Annotated in this window: 13 protein-coding genes; 7 read left to right on the plus strand and 6 right to left on the minus strand. The window is 69.6% G+C overall.

From position 1 onward, the window contains the following. Positions 1–44: 44 nt before the first annotated feature. Positions 45–1,082 (plus strand): aldo/keto reductase, encoded by a 1,038-nt coding sequence (locus tag ABZ880_RS21275; protein ID WP_361265047.1) that lies wholly within the window; start codon positions 45–47, stop codon positions 1,080–1,082. 134 nt (positions 1,083–1,216) lie between these two features. On the opposite strand, the gene ABZ880_RS21280 is transcribed toward ABZ880_RS21275, so the two are convergent. From ABZ880_RS21280 to ABZ880_RS21305, 6 genes are all read right to left on the minus strand, one after another. Continuing rightward, positions 1,217–2,353 carry an acyltransferase gene (locus tag ABZ880_RS21280; RefSeq protein ID WP_361265050.1) on the minus strand — a complete coding sequence of 379 codons (1,137 nt, stop codon included), beginning with the start codon at positions 2,351–2,353 and terminating at the stop codon, positions 1,217–1,219. Between the two features lie 276 nt (positions 2,354–2,629). Beyond that, a complete protein-coding gene (gene tuf / locus ABZ880_RS21285) occupies positions 2,630–3,823 on the minus strand; it encodes an elongation factor Tu (RefSeq protein ID WP_361265053.1) in 1,194 nt (397 codons plus the stop codon). 170 nt (positions 3,824–3,993) lie between these two features. Further along, the gene (gene fusA / locus ABZ880_RS21290; protein ID WP_361265056.1) at positions 3,994–6,120 is read right to left on the minus strand and encodes an elongation factor G; all 2,127 of its coding nucleotides are present in this window, start codon (positions 6,118–6,120) and stop codon (positions 3,994–3,996) included. A 39-nt stretch (positions 6,121–6,159) separates the two neighbouring features. Next, the gene (gene rpsG / locus ABZ880_RS21295) at positions 6,160–6,630 is read right to left on the minus strand and encodes a 30S ribosomal protein S7 (protein ID WP_009330725.1); all 471 of its coding nucleotides are present in this window, start codon (positions 6,628–6,630) and stop codon (positions 6,160–6,162) included. A 2-nt stretch (positions 6,631–6,632) separates the two neighbouring features. After that, a complete protein-coding gene (gene rpsL / locus ABZ880_RS21300; protein ID WP_003948652.1) occupies positions 6,633–7,004 on the minus strand; it encodes a 30S ribosomal protein S12 in 372 nt (123 codons plus the stop codon). Positions 7,005–7,342: 338 nt separating this feature from the next. Beyond that, entirely contained in the window at positions 7,343–8,008 is a 666-nt protein-coding gene (locus ABZ880_RS21305; RefSeq protein WP_361265059.1) for a DUF1707 and DUF4190 domain-containing protein, read from the minus strand. Between the two features lie 230 nt (positions 8,009–8,238). Between ABZ880_RS21305 and ABZ880_RS21310 the strand changes: the two genes are divergently transcribed. The 6 genes from ABZ880_RS21310 (at position 8,239) to ABZ880_RS21335 (ending at position 15,456) form a co-directional block, all read left to right on the plus strand. Next, positions 8,239–8,991: a Crp/Fnr family transcriptional regulator gene (locus ABZ880_RS21310; RefSeq protein ID WP_361265062.1), complete on the plus strand. Its 753-nt coding sequence runs from the start codon at positions 8,239–8,241 to the stop codon at positions 8,989–8,991. A gap of 130 nt (positions 8,992–9,121) precedes the next feature. Further along, positions 9,122–9,955 carry a hypothetical protein gene (locus tag ABZ880_RS21315; protein WP_361265065.1) on the plus strand — a complete coding sequence of 278 codons (834 nt, stop codon included), beginning with the start codon at positions 9,122–9,124 and terminating at the stop codon, positions 9,953–9,955. Further along, complete coding sequence (locus ABZ880_RS21320) at positions 9,952–12,156, plus strand: hypothetical protein (protein WP_361265068.1); 2,205 nt, start codon at positions 9,952–9,954, stop codon at positions 12,154–12,156. The genes ABZ880_RS21315 and ABZ880_RS21320 overlap by 4 nt, the downstream gene beginning before the upstream one ends. 27 nt (positions 12,157–12,183) lie before the next feature. Continuing rightward, the gene (locus ABZ880_RS21325; RefSeq protein WP_361265071.1) at positions 12,184–13,662 is read left to right on the plus strand and encodes a hypothetical protein; all 1,479 of its coding nucleotides are present in this window, start codon (positions 12,184–12,186) and stop codon (positions 13,660–13,662) included. After that, positions 13,659–14,216 (plus strand): Pycsar system effector family protein, encoded by a 558-nt coding sequence (locus ABZ880_RS21330; protein WP_361265074.1) that lies wholly within the window; start codon positions 13,659–13,661, stop codon positions 14,214–14,216. Before ABZ880_RS21325 ends, ABZ880_RS21330 begins: the two co-directional genes overlap by 4 nt. Positions 14,217–14,262: 46 nt before the next feature. Next, a complete protein-coding gene (locus ABZ880_RS21335) occupies positions 14,263–15,456 on the plus strand; it encodes a M48 family metalloprotease (RefSeq protein WP_361265077.1) in 1,194 nt (397 codons plus the stop codon). The last annotated feature ends 33 nt before the right edge of the window (positions 15,457–15,489 follow it).

Consider the following 15,489-nt stretch of genomic DNA (forward strand, 5'->3'; position numbering starts at 1 on the left):
TGGACAGCCTATCCGTTTCTCGCTGCCACCTGAGGAGTTTCTTCATGGACTACCGACCCCTGGGACGCACCGGCGTCTCGGTCAGCCGGCTGTGCCTGGGCGCAATGATGCTCGGCACCTTCGGCAACTCCGATCACGAGGAGTCGGCGAAGATCATTCACCGCGCCCTCGACGCGGGGATCAACTTCATCGACACCGCCGACTTCTACTCCGCCGGCGAGTCGGAGGAGATCGTCGGCAAGGCGCTCGCCGGTGGGCGGCGCGAGAACGTGGTGCTCGCCACGAAGGTCGGGCTGCCGTTCGGTGAGGACCCCAACCACCGTGGAACATCGCGGCGTTGGATAACCGAAGCGGTCGAGGGTTCGCTGCGCCGCCTCGGCACCGACTGGATCGACCTCTACCAGGTCCACCGCCTCGACCCGGCCACCGATGTCGACGAGACCCTGGGCGTCCTCTCCGACCTGGTGCACGCGGGCAAGATCCGCGCGTTCGGCGCGTCGACGGTCCCCGCGTCCGAGATCGTCGAGGCGCAGTGGACCGCCGAGCGCCGCGGCCGCGAGCGCTTCCGCACCGAGCAGCCGCCGTACTCCCTGCTCGCCCGCGCCGTCGAGTACGACGTGCTGCCGACCTGCCGGCGCCACGGCATGGGCGTCCTGAGCTACAGCCCGCTGGCCGGCGGCTGGCTCTCGGGCCGCTACCGCAAGGGCGGGGAGATCGGCGGGCCGGGCTCGGTCGTCCGGCAGAGTCGTTTCGCCGCCCTCTACGACGCCACGTCCGCGGCGAACGCGGCGAAGCTCGATGCCGCCGACGCCCTCGGCGCACTCGCCGACGAGGCCGGATTGACCCTCGTCCAGCTGGCGATCGCCTTCGTCACCCGCCACCCGGCGGTCACCTCCGCGATCGTCGGCCCGCGCACGATGGAACACCTCGAGTCCTACCTCGCGGCGGACGACATCGACCTGCCCACCGACGTACTCGACCGCATCGACGAGATCGTCCCGCCGGGCCACACGGTCAACGTCACCGACAACATGTGGGGTACGGCGACGACGGCACTGGAGGCCACAGCCCGCCGCCGGTAGGGATCAGGGCGCCCCGCGCCCCCCAAGGGGCGCGGGGCTCTGTGCCGATTTGCGGCTCCGCCGCGCGGGCGCGACCAGCCACAACGGCGCCGCAGACAACAGACGACGTATCGCCGGCACAACCGGCGGAGCGCTCACGCGTTGCGCAGCCGCGCGAACGACGTGTCCAGCCCCCGCTTCAGCATCCGCGCCACCGGCGCCTCCACGAACCGGTGCACCAGCCAGCTCAGCACCAGGAACCCGGCGATCACGACGGCGACCAGCAGCCGCGGGTCCATGGTGTCCCGCAGACGGTTGATGAGCGTCGTACCGGCGACGTAGTGCAGCAGATACAGCGGATACGTCAGGCTCCCCGCCGTCACCAGCCACCTCCACCGGATCCGGTCCGTCGCACCCAGCGCGATGGCGACCATCACCAGCAGGAACACGGTGAAGATGACGGCACTCCCCCGCCATCCCGACACATGCTCGTTGTTGTCGATCCTGAGGCCCAGCTGCCGCTGCCCCATCAGCCATGCCATCGCGAGGATCCCCCACAGGAGGAGGTCCTGCCCGAAGCGGTGCATCAGATACAGGGCCAGCCCGGCGATGAAGAACCACGCACCGTCCGGGTTGGCCACCAGCGTCAGCAGGTGGAACTTCGCCACCGGCGCCAGCATCGCCGCCGCACCCCACACACAGCAGAAGATGACGACCTTGCGGTACGTCAGCCCGGTGGCGACGACGACCATGAAGAGCAGGTAGAAGCGCAGCTCCGACCAGAGCGTCCAGTACACCCCGTCGACGCTGTCCACGCCCGAACCTGACTGCAGCATCGTGAAGTTGAGCAGGATGTCGCGCAGCTTCAGCCGCTCCCAGACGCCCGGCACCGCCACCACCACGGCCGTGGTGAAGGCGATGGCGAACCAGTACGCCGGGTAGAGCCGGATCACCCGGGAGACGAAGAACTGCCGCGGGGTGCGCCCCCAGCAGGACATGCAGATCACGAAGCCGCTGATGACGAAGAAGATCTCGACGCCGATCCAGCCGTAGGTCGCGAAGCGGAACACCGTCGGCATGACCTCGGACGCCGGTCTGCCCCAGACGAGGTTGTCCGGCTGGTCGACCCGCCAGCTGCCGGCGTAGTGGTGCACGGCGACCATCAGTGCGGCGACGAGGCGTATGCCGTCGATGGCGTACAGGCGCGGACGCTCGCGGCGGAGCGGGGCCGACCGACGGGGGACCTGCACCGCCCGCAACTGCTGCGTCGGCCGGTCGACCATCACGGACATCGGCGATCATCCCCTGTCTGGCTGCTCCGGTCCCTCACGCTAGGGCGTCACAACCGCCCCACAGATGGAAGACAGGGGCATTCGGGGCATCGGCGGGGCGAACTGCGCCAAGTCTCCACGACGAGTCCCGCGCCGCGTCCCGCAAGGTTTGCCGAGACTTCACCGCGCAACCGTCGGCCCCGTCCGGCACAGGACAAGCGAAAGGGCCCGTACGACCGAAGTCGTACGGGCCCCTTCAGGAGCTCGCGCTGGAGCTACCAGGTCAGATCAACAAGCTCACTTGTTGATCTTGGTGACCTGGCCGGCGCCCACGGTCCGGCCACCCTCACGGATGGCGAACTTCAGGCCCTCTTCCATGGCGATGGGCTGGATGAGCTCGACCTTCATCTCAGTGTTGTCGCCGGGCATGACCATCTCGGTGCCCTCGGGGAGGGTCACAACACCGGTCACGTCAGTCGTACGGAAGTAGAACTGCGGACGGTAGTTGTTGAAGAACGGCGTGTGGCGGCCACCCTCGTCCTTGGACAGGATGTAGGCCTGCGCCTCGAACTCGGTGTGCGGGGTGACCGAGCCCGGCTTGATGATGACCTGGCCGCGCTCGACGTCCTCGCGCTTGATGCCGCGGAGCAGCAGACCGACGTTCTCACCGGCCTGGCCCTCGTCGAGCAGCTTGCGGAACATCTCGATGCCGGTGACCGTGGTGGTGGTCTTCTCGGTCTTGATGCCGATGATGTCGACGGTCTCGTTGACCTTCAGGACACCACGCTCGATACGGCCGGTGACGACCGTACCGCGACCGGTGATCGTGAAGACGTCCTCGATCGGCATCAGGAACGGCTTGTCGACGTCGCGCTCCGGCTCCGGGATGGCGGTGTCGACGGCGGACATCAGGTCCAGGACCGACTGGCCCCACTCCTTGTCGCCCTCGAGCGCCTTGAGCGCCGAGACCTTGACGACCGGAACGTCGTCGCCCGGGAACTCGTACTCGGAGAGCAGCTCACGGACCTCGAGCTCGACGAGCTCCAGGATCTCCTCGTCGTCCACCATGTCGGCCTTGTTCAGGGCGACGACGATGTACGGAACGCCGACCTGGCGGGCCAGGAGCACGTGCTCCTTGGTCTGCGGCATCGGGCCGTCGGTGGCGGCGACAACGAGGATGGCGCCGTCCATCTGCGCCGCACCCGTGATCATGTTCTTGATGTAGTCCGCGTGACCGGGGCAGTCGACGTGGGCGTAGTGACGGGTCTCCGTCTGGTACTCGACGTGCGCGATGGAGATGGTGATACCGCGCTGGCGCTCTTCGGGAGCCTTGTCGATCTGGTCGAACGCCGAGGCCTCGTTCAGGTCCGGGAACGCGTCGTGCAGCACCTTGGTAATGGCGGCCGTGAGGGTCGTCTTACCGTGGTCGATGTGACCGATGGTGCCGATGTTGACGTGCGGCTTAGTCCGCTCGAACTTCGCCTTCGCCACTGGGGTCCTCCTGTGGAGTGGTTCTGTACGCCTTACTTCATCGGCGCCAGGTGATCTTTGCTGTTAGTGCCCGGGCCCCGGGGCATTCCCCCACGATTGGGGAGGAATACCCCGGCAGGCTCCGGAGTCAAGCCTACGGCGTGTGAACGCAGCGCGTTGAACGCGGTGTGTTACTCGCCCTTGGCCTTCGCGATGATCTCCTCGGCGACGTTCCGCGGAACCTCGGCGTAGGAGTCGAACTGCATGGAGTAGCTCGCACGGCCGGACGTCTTGCTGCGCAGGTCGCCGACGTAACCGAACATCTCCGAGAGGGGCACGAGGCCCTTCACGACGCGGGCACCGGCCCGCTCCTCCATGGCCTGGATCTGGCCACGGCGGGAGTTGATGTCGCCGATGACCTCACCCATGTAGTCCTCGGGCGTGGTGACCTCGACGGCCATCATCGGCTCGAGCAGCACGGGGCTGGCCTTGCGCGCGGCCTCCTTGAAGGCCTGCGAACCGGCGATCTTGAAGGCGAGCTCGGAGGAGTCGACCTCGTGGTAGCCACCGTCGATGAGCGTGACGCGGACGCCCGTCATCTCGTAGCCCGCGAGGATGCCGAACTGCATGGCCTCCTGCGCACCGGCGTCCACCGAAGGGATGTACTCCTTCGGGATACGGCCACCGGTCACCTTGTTCACGAACTCGTACGAGGCGTCGCCGCCCTCGATCGGCTCGATCGCGATCTGCACCTTGGCGAACTGGCCGGTACCACCAGTCTGCTTCTTGTGCGTGTAGTCGACGCGCTCGACGGCCTTGCGGATCGTCTCGCGGTAGGCGACCTGCGGCTTGCCGACGTTGGCCTCGACCTTGAACTCACGGCGCATACGGTCGACCAGCACCTCGAGGTGCAGCTCGCCCATACCACCGATGATGGTCTGGCCCGTCTCCTCGTCCGAGTGGACCTGGAAGGAGGGGTCCTCCTCCGCGAGACGCTGGATGGCGACACCCAGCTTCTCCTGGTCACCCTTGGACTTGGGCTCGATGGCGACCTGGATGACCGGCGCCGGGAAGTCCATGGACTCCAGGATCACCGGGGCCTTGTCGTCACTCAGCGTCTCACCGGTGGTGGTCTGCTTGAGGCCCATGACGGCGACGATGTCGCCGGCGCCCACCGACTCGATCTCCTCACGCTTGTTCGCGTGCATGCGGTAGATCTTGCCGATGCGCTCCTTCTTGCCCTTGACGGAGTTCAGCACGGCGGTGCCGGACTCCAGGCGACCGGAGTAGATCCGGACGAAGGTGAGCTTGCCGAGGTGCGGGTCGCTCATGATCTTGAACGCCAGCGCGGACAGCGGCTCGTCGTCGGACGGCTTGCGCTTCACGACGAGCTCGGGGTCCTTCACGTCGTGGCCCTCGATGGCCTCGACGTCGAGCGGGGTCGGGAGGTAGCGCACGACCGCGTCGAGCAGGGGCTGAACACCCTTGTTCTTGAACGCGGTACCGCAGAACACCGGGGTGACCGTGGTGTCCTTGGACTTGCCGGACGCGATGGTGATGCGACGGATCGCGGCGTACAGCTGCTCCTCGGTGGGCTCCTCGCCCTCCAGGTACAGCTCCATGATCTCTTCGTCGTTCTCGGCGACGCCCTCGATCAGCTTGCCGCGGTACTCCTCGGCAGCCTCGGTGTGCGTGGCCGGGATGTCGACGACGTCGTACATCTCGCCCTTGGCGGCCTCGGCGGACCACACGAGCGCCTTCATGCGGACCAGGTCCACGACGCCCTTGAAGTCGGCCTCGGCGCCGATCGGAAGCTGCATGACCAGCGGCTGGGCGCCCAGGCGGTCCGAGATCATGTCCACGCAGCGGTGGAACTCGGCGCCGGTACGGTCCAGCTTGTTGACGAAGCAGATACGCGGCACGCCGTAACGGTCGGCCTGACGCCACACCGTCTCGGACTGCGGCTCGACACCGGCGACACCGTCGAACACCGTCACGGCACCGTCGAGCACACGCAGGGAGCGCTCCACCTCAACGGTGAAGTCGACGTGCCCCGGGGTGTCGATGATGTTGATGGTGTAGTCGTTGTCCTCGAGCGGCCAGTGACAGGTGGTCGCAGCAGACGTGATCGTGATGCCACGCTCCTGCTCCTGCTCCATCCAGTCCATGGTGGCAGCGCCGTCGTGGACCTCACCGATCTTGTACGAAACGCCGGTGTAGAACAGGATCCGCTCGGTGGTGGTCGTCTTGCCCGCGTCGATGTGGGCCATGATGCCGATGTTCCGCACCTTGGCCAGGTCAAGTGAAGTGGTAGCCATAAGGCTTCAGTCTTCTCTCGGTCTCGATGTGGGTAGCGACTACCAGCGGTAGTGCGCGAAGGCCTTGTTGGACTCGGCCATCTTGTGGGTGTCCTCGCGCTTCTTGACGGCCGCACCGAGGCCGTTCGAAGCGTCGAGAAGCTCGTTGAGCAGACGCTCGGTCATGGTCTTCTCGCGACGGGCGCGGGAGTAACCGACCAGCCAGCGCAGCGCCAGGGTGTTGGCGCGGCCGGGCTTGACCTCGACCGGCACCTGGTAGGTGGCGCCACCGACACGGCGGGACTTGACCTCGAGGGTCGGCTTGATGTTCTCGAGAGCACGCTTGAGCGTGATGACCGGGTCGTTGCCGGTCTTGTCGCGCAGGCCCTCCATGGCGCCGTAGACGATGCGCTCGGCGGTGGAGCGCTTGCCGTTCAGCAGCACCTTGTTGATGAGCGACGTGACCAGAGGAGAACCGTAGACCGGGTCGATGATGACCGGGCGCTTCGGGGCGGGGCCCTTACGAGGCATTCTTACTTCTCCTTCTTGGCGCCGTAGCGGGAACGGGCCTGCTTGCGGTTCTTGACACCCTGGGTGTCGAGGGAGCCACGGATGATCTTGTAGCGAACACCCGGCAGGTCCTTCACACGGCCGCCGCGCACGAGCACGATGGAGTGCTCCTGCAGGTTGTGTCCCTCACCCGGAATGTAAGCGGTGACCTCGATCCCGCTGGTCAGACGCACACGCGCGACCTTACGCAGGGCCGAGTTCGGCTTCTTCGGGGTGGTCGTGAACACACGCGTGCAGACGCCACGACGCTGAGGGGAACCCTCGAGTGCGGGCGTCTTGTTCTTCTCGACCTTGTCCTGCCGGCCCTTACGGACCAGCTGCTGGATCGTAGGCACTACTTCTCCGGTTTCTGTGTGCCGATGGGTACAGCTAACCTGGAACGTCGCCGACCCACGCGGTCGGGTGTGTCGAATCCGGCGGACTCCCGCCGCAAGGCGAAAAGAGCACAGATTACGGTGGCCGCTCACAGCTCGCGATGCGGTTGAAGGCACGCACGAGAGCCAGGGCACACCCCAGGCACAAGGTCTGAGCGTACCTACCTCAAACGCTACGGTCAAAACAAATGGGCCGCGCCCGCATCGCCATGCAGAGCATGTCAAGACCCTACGCCGTGCATGATCTTCGAATTCACGTTCCAGACACGTCGAGGAGCTACGTCACCGCAGCTCACCCGTCATGCGGACGCCAGCCCCGCCGCTATGAGGATCGTGATGATCAGCGCCCATCCCGCGACCGACATCCAGCCCAGCACCAGCCCGGTCATCGCGAGGCCCTCACCGCGCTCGCCGCTGCGCTGCATCTCGCTGCGTGCGGTGTGGCCGAGGATGACCGCTGGGATGCCGGTGAGCCCGGCGGTGAAGAGCGTGAGCACCCCGCAGACCATGGAGCCGACCGCCTTGCCGTTGGTGGGCGCCACGGCCGGCAGGAAGGTCGCGGGGACGGGCGGAACGGGCCGGGTGACCGGTACGGGACCCTGCGGCAGATCGGCGACGAGCAGCGCCAGCTCCCCCACGGTCCGCGCCGTGTAGGCCCGGGCGACCCGCTTCTCGAACTCGGCGTGCTCCAGCCGCCCCTCCCCGTATCCCGCCCTGAGCACGTCGACGGCCCGCTCGCGGTCGGCGTGCGAGGCGAGCATGGCCGGGGCGCTCTGCCCCTGCCACGACTGCCCGAAGTCCTGCGCGGGAGGGACCGCGGTCTCCCACGGCTGCGGAAGCCCCTGGCCGTGCCGCGAGGCCTTCTGCCAGGGCTGCGGCACATCCTGCCCCGACTGCGGGACATCCTGCGCCCGCTGCGGGTCGCCCTGCCCCGACTGCCAGGGCTGCCATGACGGATTGGACACGAGTACCTCCCCGAACCCCCGAGTCCCTCCATGATGCGCCGCGGCGGCAATTCCGGCACAGGGTGCGTCGCGCGAAGGCCCGCGCGGGCCTTCTCCCTCTGCCCCACGGCCTGTTCGCGCCGGTCGTAGATCATTTCGCGTCGTTGGCCGATTCGCGCTCTTTCCGATCCGACGGTTCTGCGCCTTCAGTACGTTGATCCGTTCGCAGCGAAGGGAATCGGGGGACGAGCGTGACGAGGACGGCGGTGTACTCACCGGACGACGGAGGCCTGGACGACCGGGTGCCCTTTCTGGCGCGTCTGGAGAGCGGGGACCGCTCCGCGCTGCTGGCGCTCGGCCGCAGGCTGGACTTCGCGGCGCGCATGATCCTCATCCACCAGCACGAGCCCTCCTCCCACGTCCTCTTCCTGGTGCACGGCTGGACCAAGGTGACGGCCGCGGCGGCCAACGGCTACGAGGCGCTGCTCGCGCTGCGCGGCCCCGGCGACATCGTCGGCGAGTCGGCGGCGCTCACCGGGCGGCCGCGGTCGGCGACGGTGACCGCGCTGGAGCCGGTGCAGGCGGTGGCCGTGGAGCACGAGCGCTTCAAGGACTTCCTCGGCCGCTCCCCCGCGGTCTCCTTCGCCCTCCTCGGCCTGACCGCGGACCGCACCCGCGCGGCCGACCGGCGCCGCCTGGAGTTCGCGTCGATGAGCGTGCGGGAGCGCTTCGCCGTCCTGCTGCTGGACCTGGCCCGCACCCACGGCCGCCGTACCGACGAAGGCATCGAACTCGCCGTGCCCCTGAGCAAGCAGGAGCTGGCGGGCTCGGTGGGCGCGTCCCGGGAGATGGTGCAGCGGCTGCTGCGGGAACTGCGCGACAAGGAGGCCGTGGTGACGGGCCGCCGGGCGCTTCTCATACGGCGGCCCGACGTGCTGCGGCGGATCGCTGCGGCCGAGCCCTCGTCGGCGATTCCCTCGCCGCAGGGGCCGCGCGAGGAGTGATCCCGCCGTCCTCGTACGGCTCTTCTGTGCACACGGTCACAGAACGAGTGGGTCATACGCCCTCACCACCCAGGTCACGCGAACGCCACTCTGCTGACCTGCACCGCACACCCCCCTCGGAGAGGCGACCATGACCGACCCCGTGAGCCGCACGATCCTGCTGCTGGACATCGAGAGGTTCAGCGACCGGGACGACGTGGAGCAGGCCTATCTGCGGCGCATGCTCTACGACATCACCGACCGCGCCCTGCAGGCCGCCGGCATCGACGAGACGCTGCGGCTGCGGGCCGACCGCGGGGACTCGGTGATGGAGCTCATCGACGCGAGCGCCCCGGTCACGGCGCTGCTGCGCAGCCTGCTCACGGAGGTGCCGGCGCAGCTGCGGACGGTCAACAGGATGGCCTCCAGCTCCGCCCAGATTCGGCTGCGCGGCGTCGTCGCCACCGGCCATGTCGCCGTGGACGAGTACGACGGCTGGGTCGGCTCCGACCTCAACCACGCCTGCCGGCTGCTGGACGCGCAGGTCCTGCGCGCCGCGCTGCGCGAGCGCGCCGACGACTTCGCACTGTGCGTGTCGGACCCCCTGTACGCCGGAGTCGTACGGCACGACCACACCGGCATCCCCAAGGCCGAGTTCCACGCGGTGACGGTGGACAGCAAGAACGGCCCGCTGAAGGCCTGGCTGCACGGTCCCGTGCCGGCCGGCGCGGCGGGCGAGGACCACGGTGACACGGGGGCGGGGGAGGCGTCGGGCGGTTCGGGGGACCGCCCGACGCCGCGCGTCCCCCCGCAGGGCGGCCCGGCGCCGGACCGGGGAGCCCCGGCGCCGGGTCCTGTCTTCAACGGCGCCGTCACCATCGGCGGGGGCGCGGTGAGCGGCGACCAGAACAACGTCACCGGCAACCAGATCGGCGGCGACTTCACCATCGGCACCAAGAACCGCGGGCGGGGTGAAGGCTCGTGAGCACGCCCGAGCAGCAGCCTCCCGCGTCAGGACCGGCGCCGGACCAGCCCCAGGCCGAGCCGGACGCAAAGGACGAGGCCCGAAGAGAGGGCACGGACGACGAGTCCGAGGAGCGCGACCAGCCGCAGGACGCCTGGGCGGCCCGGCGCGACCTGGTCGACCACAGCCCACGGAGCATGAGCATCGGCGCCCAGGCGCGCTTCGGCGGCGGCACCGTGGGCGGCGACCAGAACAACGTCACCGGCAACCAGGTCGGCGGCGACGTGATCATGGGGACCAAGACGGTCTACCAGTTCTCCATACCCGGGTTCTCGTCCTCGGGATCCGCGTCCGGCGAGGTCCCGGCGAGCACCCTGGAGCGGCTGGCCGAGCATTTCGTCGCCGACGAGGAGACCGTCGCCGGCCTGCTCGAGCGGCTGCGCCGCGACCACGTCCTCGTCCTGTCCGGCGCCCGCTTCACCGGCCGGCGCACCGCCGCACTGATGCTCCTGCACCGGCTCGGCCCGGCCCGCGTCCGCACCCTGGACCGCACCACCGAGCCGAGCGCCCTGGCCGAACGGGTCGCCGCCCCGGACACCGACGAGGACCCCTCGCGCGGATACGTCCTGTGCGACCTGGCCACCCGCCGCGACCGCCCGCTGCGCGAGCCGCATCTGCTGGCCGCCCGCGACCGGCTCGGCGAGCACGGGTACCTGATCGTCACCGTCGACGACACCGCCGTACTGGAGGACGTGGCGTTCACCGCGGCCTGGCGCCCGCCCGCCGCCGCCGATGTCCTGGCCGCCCATCTGCGCACCCGCACCGACGCCGAGACCGCCGCCAAGCTGCTCGAACTCCCGGACGTCACCGACTTCCTGAACCGCAGCCACCAGCTGCGCGAGGTCGCCGCCTTCGCGCAGTTGCTCGCCCGGCACTCGGCCGGCGAGGTCGGCGCTGAGGCGGTGGCGCAGTTCTCGCTGGTCTCGCTGGAGAACCAGGTCCAGGAGTGGTTCGAGGAGGACGAGACCTCGATCCACCTGCGGGACAAGGCGTTCCTGGTGGCCCTCGCCGCCTTCGACGGCGGCCCGTACGCCCTCACCGCCGAGGTCAGCGACCTGCTCTACCGCCTCCTCCAGGAGACCTGGAACCGATCCCAGGTCCCGGAGGTTCCCGTCTTCGGCACGCACATCGGCAAGCGCCTCCAGCTCGCTCGCGCGGAGAGGTTCGAGGAGGACGAGCACACCGAGTGGGGGCCGGTGCCCCAGCAGAAGGCCAGGTTCGTCGACGAGCGGGTCGCCCTCGTGCTGCTGCGCGAGGTGTGGACGGGCCATCCGTCCGCACGGCCCGCGCTGATCGGCTGGCTGCGCCGCCTCGCCGACGACGGCCGTCCCCTGGTCCGCACCCGTGCCGCGTCCACCGTCGCGGTCCTCGCCCGCACCGACCTGCCCTCGGCGATGGCGCTGGTCGTCGAACCCTGGGGCACCTCCAAGCTGTTCCGGCACCGGCTGGTCGCCGTCAACGCACTCACCCTCGCCCATCTCATCGGCACGCCCTACGTCCCGCGCATCCTCGACGGCTGGTGCGAGGGCCCCGACCCGCGGCTGCGCTGGGTGGCCGTACGGGCGTACGGACTGATCGGACCGGAGCGGCCGGAACAGGCGCTGGCCGCGCTGCGCGGGGCCGTACGCAGGCTGTACGAGGACAATCCGGACGACCTCGACGGCGAGATGGCGCGTGAACTCGCCGAGGCCGTCGAACTGTTGCTGCTCTCCCCCGCCGGCGACCGGGTCCTGGCCGAGCTGCGCGAGCACCTCGACGACGACCGCGCCGTGCACGATCTGGCGCTCGGCGGCTTCGTGAACGCCTGCCGGCGCACACAGGACGGCGAGCGGTACGGCAACCCGCTGGTCCTCGACTGGTACGCCCGCACCGCCCACGAGGACGGCGAGCCCGCCCGCACCGTTCCCGCGCTGTGGCGGGCGGCCCTCGCCGACCCCCGCTCCACCCGGCACGCACTCGACGTGCTGCGCGAGTGGGTGCTGATCGCCGACCGGGCCACGGCCACCGAGTGGGCGCTGGCCGCCCTGCTGCCCCGGCTCGTCACCACGCCCGCCGAGCACGACCGGCTGAGCCATCTGCTGCGGACCATGCCCGGCGAGGACGGCAATCCCCCGCCGCTGGTGGCGGCCCGGCTCCTGACGGTCCTCCCGGCCCGCACCTGACCCGTACATCCCGAGGAGACACGCACCATGCCCGCTTTCAACCGCCCGCCCGAGTGGCAGCAGCAGGCGGACCGGCACACCGAACTGGTCGACCCGGTGCTCACCGTGCGGCAGCTCGGCCGCTTCGACTTCAACCTCAAGTCGCTGGTCCGCATCGACCACGCCCTGGTCTTCGCCACCCCGAAGGGCGGCCACGACTGCTATCTGCCACCTCGCCGGCCCACGCGCAGCGAGATCGCGGCGAAGCGGTACACGGCCGTGTACGAGGTGGACATGGGCGTGCACCCGTTCTCGGCGGAGCTCACCCTGCCCAGCGACAACGACGCGTTCGAGTTCACGGCCGCCGTCGACCTGTCCTGGCAGGTCCTCGACCCGGCCCGGTTCGTGGCCAGTGGGCACCGGGACGTGCCGGCGCTGGTGCTGGGCGAGCTGCAGCGGGCGGCCCGGCCGGTGACCCGGCGCTTCGCCATCGCCGACAGCGCGGACGCCGAGCGGGAGTTGCTGCAGGCGGTGACCGTCCTCGGCCCGCTCGGGGCGCCCGCGGGACTGCAGGTGACCTGGACGCTGCGGGTGCGGCGCGACCAGGAGAACATCGACCACCAGCGCCGGCTCCAGGCCATCGACCACTCCGCCACGGAGCAGATCCGTGCGGCCGAGCGGGGCATGGAGATCGACGTCGAGGTGGACCGCCGCAACCGGCAGCAGGACCGGCTGCAGATCGACCGGGCCATGGCGTACGGCACCCAGCAGCAGGATCTGCTCCTCCAGCAGCAGCACTGGCAGCACGAACAGGCGATGCTGGCGAGCGGGCAACAGCACCAACTGGCGCTGCAGCAGGGCCAGCAGATGCTGGAACTGCAGCGCATCGAGGCGCAGAAGATCGAGTTCTACCAGTACCACCTCCAGCAGGGCGGCGTGCACGCCTGGGCCCTCCACCTCGCCCAGCACCCCGAGGACTCCCGTCTGGTCATGACCAGCATGCGCGAGGACCAACTCCGCATGATCCAGGCCCAGATGGACCTGGTGAGCCAGCTCCTCAACGGTGACACCGCCGAGAACTACGAGCTGGAGGGCCCCAAGCAACTCGCCCTGCGCACGGTGAGCGACATCCTGAACCAGCGCCTCCCCGGGGTCCCGCAGACGCCGCCGCTCATCGCGCCGCAGGGGGACGGGCCGGCGTACCCGGGCGCGTCGAGCGACCAGAACCCGGGCGATCAGGCCATCGGAGCTCAGACTCCGCAGGCTCCCGCACCGACACCCGCACCGCCGACCCCCGGCACACCGCCGGGCCCACCGTCCTGGCAGCAGCCCGCGCCCTACACGCCCCCGCCCATGCCGTACGCCCCTCCGCCGCCGGACGCCCCGCCGCAGACCCCGTCCTGGCAACCCCCTCCCGGCTACGGCAACACCCCGACGGTGCCCGACCAACCGTCCGACCAGGCCCCCCAGCCCGACACCGAGGACCCGAACGCCCCGGACAACTCCCCAGAGGCAAGCGGCACATGACAACCACCGACCCGGCACCCGCTCCTCCGCCCACACCCACACCCGCTCCCGCTCCCGCTCCCGCCGCGCGCATACGGCTCTGCGAGCGTCTCCTCACCGATCTGCGCACGGAGATCGCGCGCGCCGACAGCAAGGCCTCCGTGCTGGTGGCCGCGCTCGGCATGACGGCGGGCGTGTTCAGCGGACTGCTGGCCGGACGCGGCTGGACACCGTCGTCCCTGTCCACCCCGGGCACGGCGCTGTGGTGGTCCGGGACGCTGTCCCTCGCCGTCTCCCTCTTCGCCATGCTGCTGGCCGTACTCCCGCGGTACCGCTCCGGGGCGTGGACGCCGGGACAGCCGCTGACCTACTTCGGCGACATCCAACAGGCCGTACGGCAGGGCCACTTGGAGTCCGCGCTCGCCGACACGGAACAGGATCCCGGCACCGCTCTGACCGTGGCCCTCACCGAGTCGAGCCGCCTGGCCGCCCGCAAGCACCAGTGGATCCGCACCGGCCTGATCGCCTTCTGCGTCGGCACGGTCCTGCTCCCCGCGTCACTGCTGCTCGGCTGAACCACCGCACCGCCGTCCCCGACTGAAGCAACCACTAGGAACCGCCATGACCCAGCAACCACCGGAGTACCCGCAGTACCCGGCGCAGTCGCCCCAGCCGTCGGTACCGCCGCAGTACCCACAGGCAGCACCGCAGCCGACCCAGCCTCCCCAGTACCCACAGGCACCGCAGTACCCCGCTCAGGCAGCTCCCCCGTACCCGCAGGCCGGCCAGCCCCCGCAGTACCCGCAGCCACCTTCCGCGCCCACCGCACCACCTGCGCCGCCGGTGCCTCCCGCGCCCTCCGCCCACCCGCACCACATCAGCACCGACCACGGCCGCGTCCACATCCGCAGGGACCAGCGCCGCACCGACGCCACCACCGTCGGCAGTCTGCTGCTCCACCTGCCGAACTTCCTGTGCAGCCTGTTCGTCGTCGGCCTCGTCTCGCTCGTCTTCGGCGGCTTCGGCATCGTCGTGGTGCTGGCCTGGCTCGCCAGCGGCGCACTCGTCTTCCACCGGCCCACGGAAAGCGCCCTCGCGCGCCATCTGCTCCGTCTGCGCTACCCCACTCCACAAGAACGAGCCAAACTCGAGCCGGTCTGGCGCGAGGTCACGGCCCGCGCCGGGATAGAAGGCCGCAATTACGAGCTGTGGGTGGAGGACAGCGACAACCTGAACGCGGTCGCCGCGGCCGGCCACATCGTCGGCGTCACGCGCTTCGCCATGAACGAACTGCCCAACGGAGAACTCGCCGCCGTCATGGCGCACGAGCTGGGCCACCATGTCGGCGGCCACGCCTGGTCCGGGCTTCTCGGCTACTGGTACGCGCTGCCCGGCCGGATCGCCTGGCGCGTTCTGAAGGCGTTCTCCGGCTTCGTGTTCAAGGTGTCGCGCGCGTTCGGCTGCATCGGCACCGCCGTCGTCGTGCTGGTCATCGGCTCCGTCGCCCTGGCGACGATCAGCACGCTGTACGGGCTGCCGCTGCTGGTCCTGGCGGTGCCGTACGCACTCGCCGCCGTCGGCCGGCGTTCCGAGCTGCGGGCCGACGAGCACGCGGCCGCGCTGGGCTTCGCCCCGATGCTGGCCGCCGTACTCGACAAACTGCACCAGCAGGAGCAGTACGCCGAGGCCGCGCTCACCGCGGCGAACGGTGGTGTGAAGCTGGAGGAGAGCGCGCTCAGCAAGCTGCTCTCCTCGCACCCGGACTACTACACGCGGCTGCATCACCTGCAGCCGTATCTGCAGCCGCAGCTCTGACGGCCCGCACACACGCCGAAGGGCGGCCACCCC

Source organism: Streptomyces sp. NPDC047043 (genome assembly GCF_040644055.1).
GTDB lineage: Bacteria > Actinomycetota > Actinomycetes > Streptomycetales > Streptomycetaceae > Streptomyces.

Coding starts and splice junctions, on each gene's coding strand:
- ABZ880_RS21275 (WP_361265047.1), top strand. CDS start 45: ATGGACTACCGACCCCTGGGACGCACCGGCGTCTCGGTCAGCCGGCTG.
- ABZ880_RS21280 (WP_361265050.1), bottom strand. CDS start 2,353: ATGTCCGTGATGGTCGACCGGCCGACGCAGCAGTTGCGGGCGGTGCAG.
- fusA (WP_361265056.1), bottom strand. CDS start 6,120: ATGGCTACCACTTCACTTGACCTGGCCAAGGTGCGGAACATCGGCATC.
- rpsG (WP_009330725.1), bottom strand. CDS start 6,630: ATGCCTCGTAAGGGCCCCGCCCCGAAGCGCCCGGTCATCATCGACCCG.
- ABZ880_RS21315 (WP_361265065.1), top strand. CDS start 9,122: ATGACCGACCCCGTGAGCCGCACGATCCTGCTGCTGGACATCGAGAGG.
- ABZ880_RS21325 (WP_361265071.1), top strand. CDS start 12,184: ATGCCCGCTTTCAACCGCCCGCCCGAGTGGCAGCAGCAGGCGGACCGG.
- ABZ880_RS21330 (WP_361265074.1), top strand. CDS start 13,659: ATGACAACCACCGACCCGGCACCCGCTCCTCCGCCCACACCCACACCC.
- ABZ880_RS21335 (WP_361265077.1), top strand. CDS start 14,263: ATGACCCAGCAACCACCGGAGTACCCGCAGTACCCGGCGCAGTCGCCC.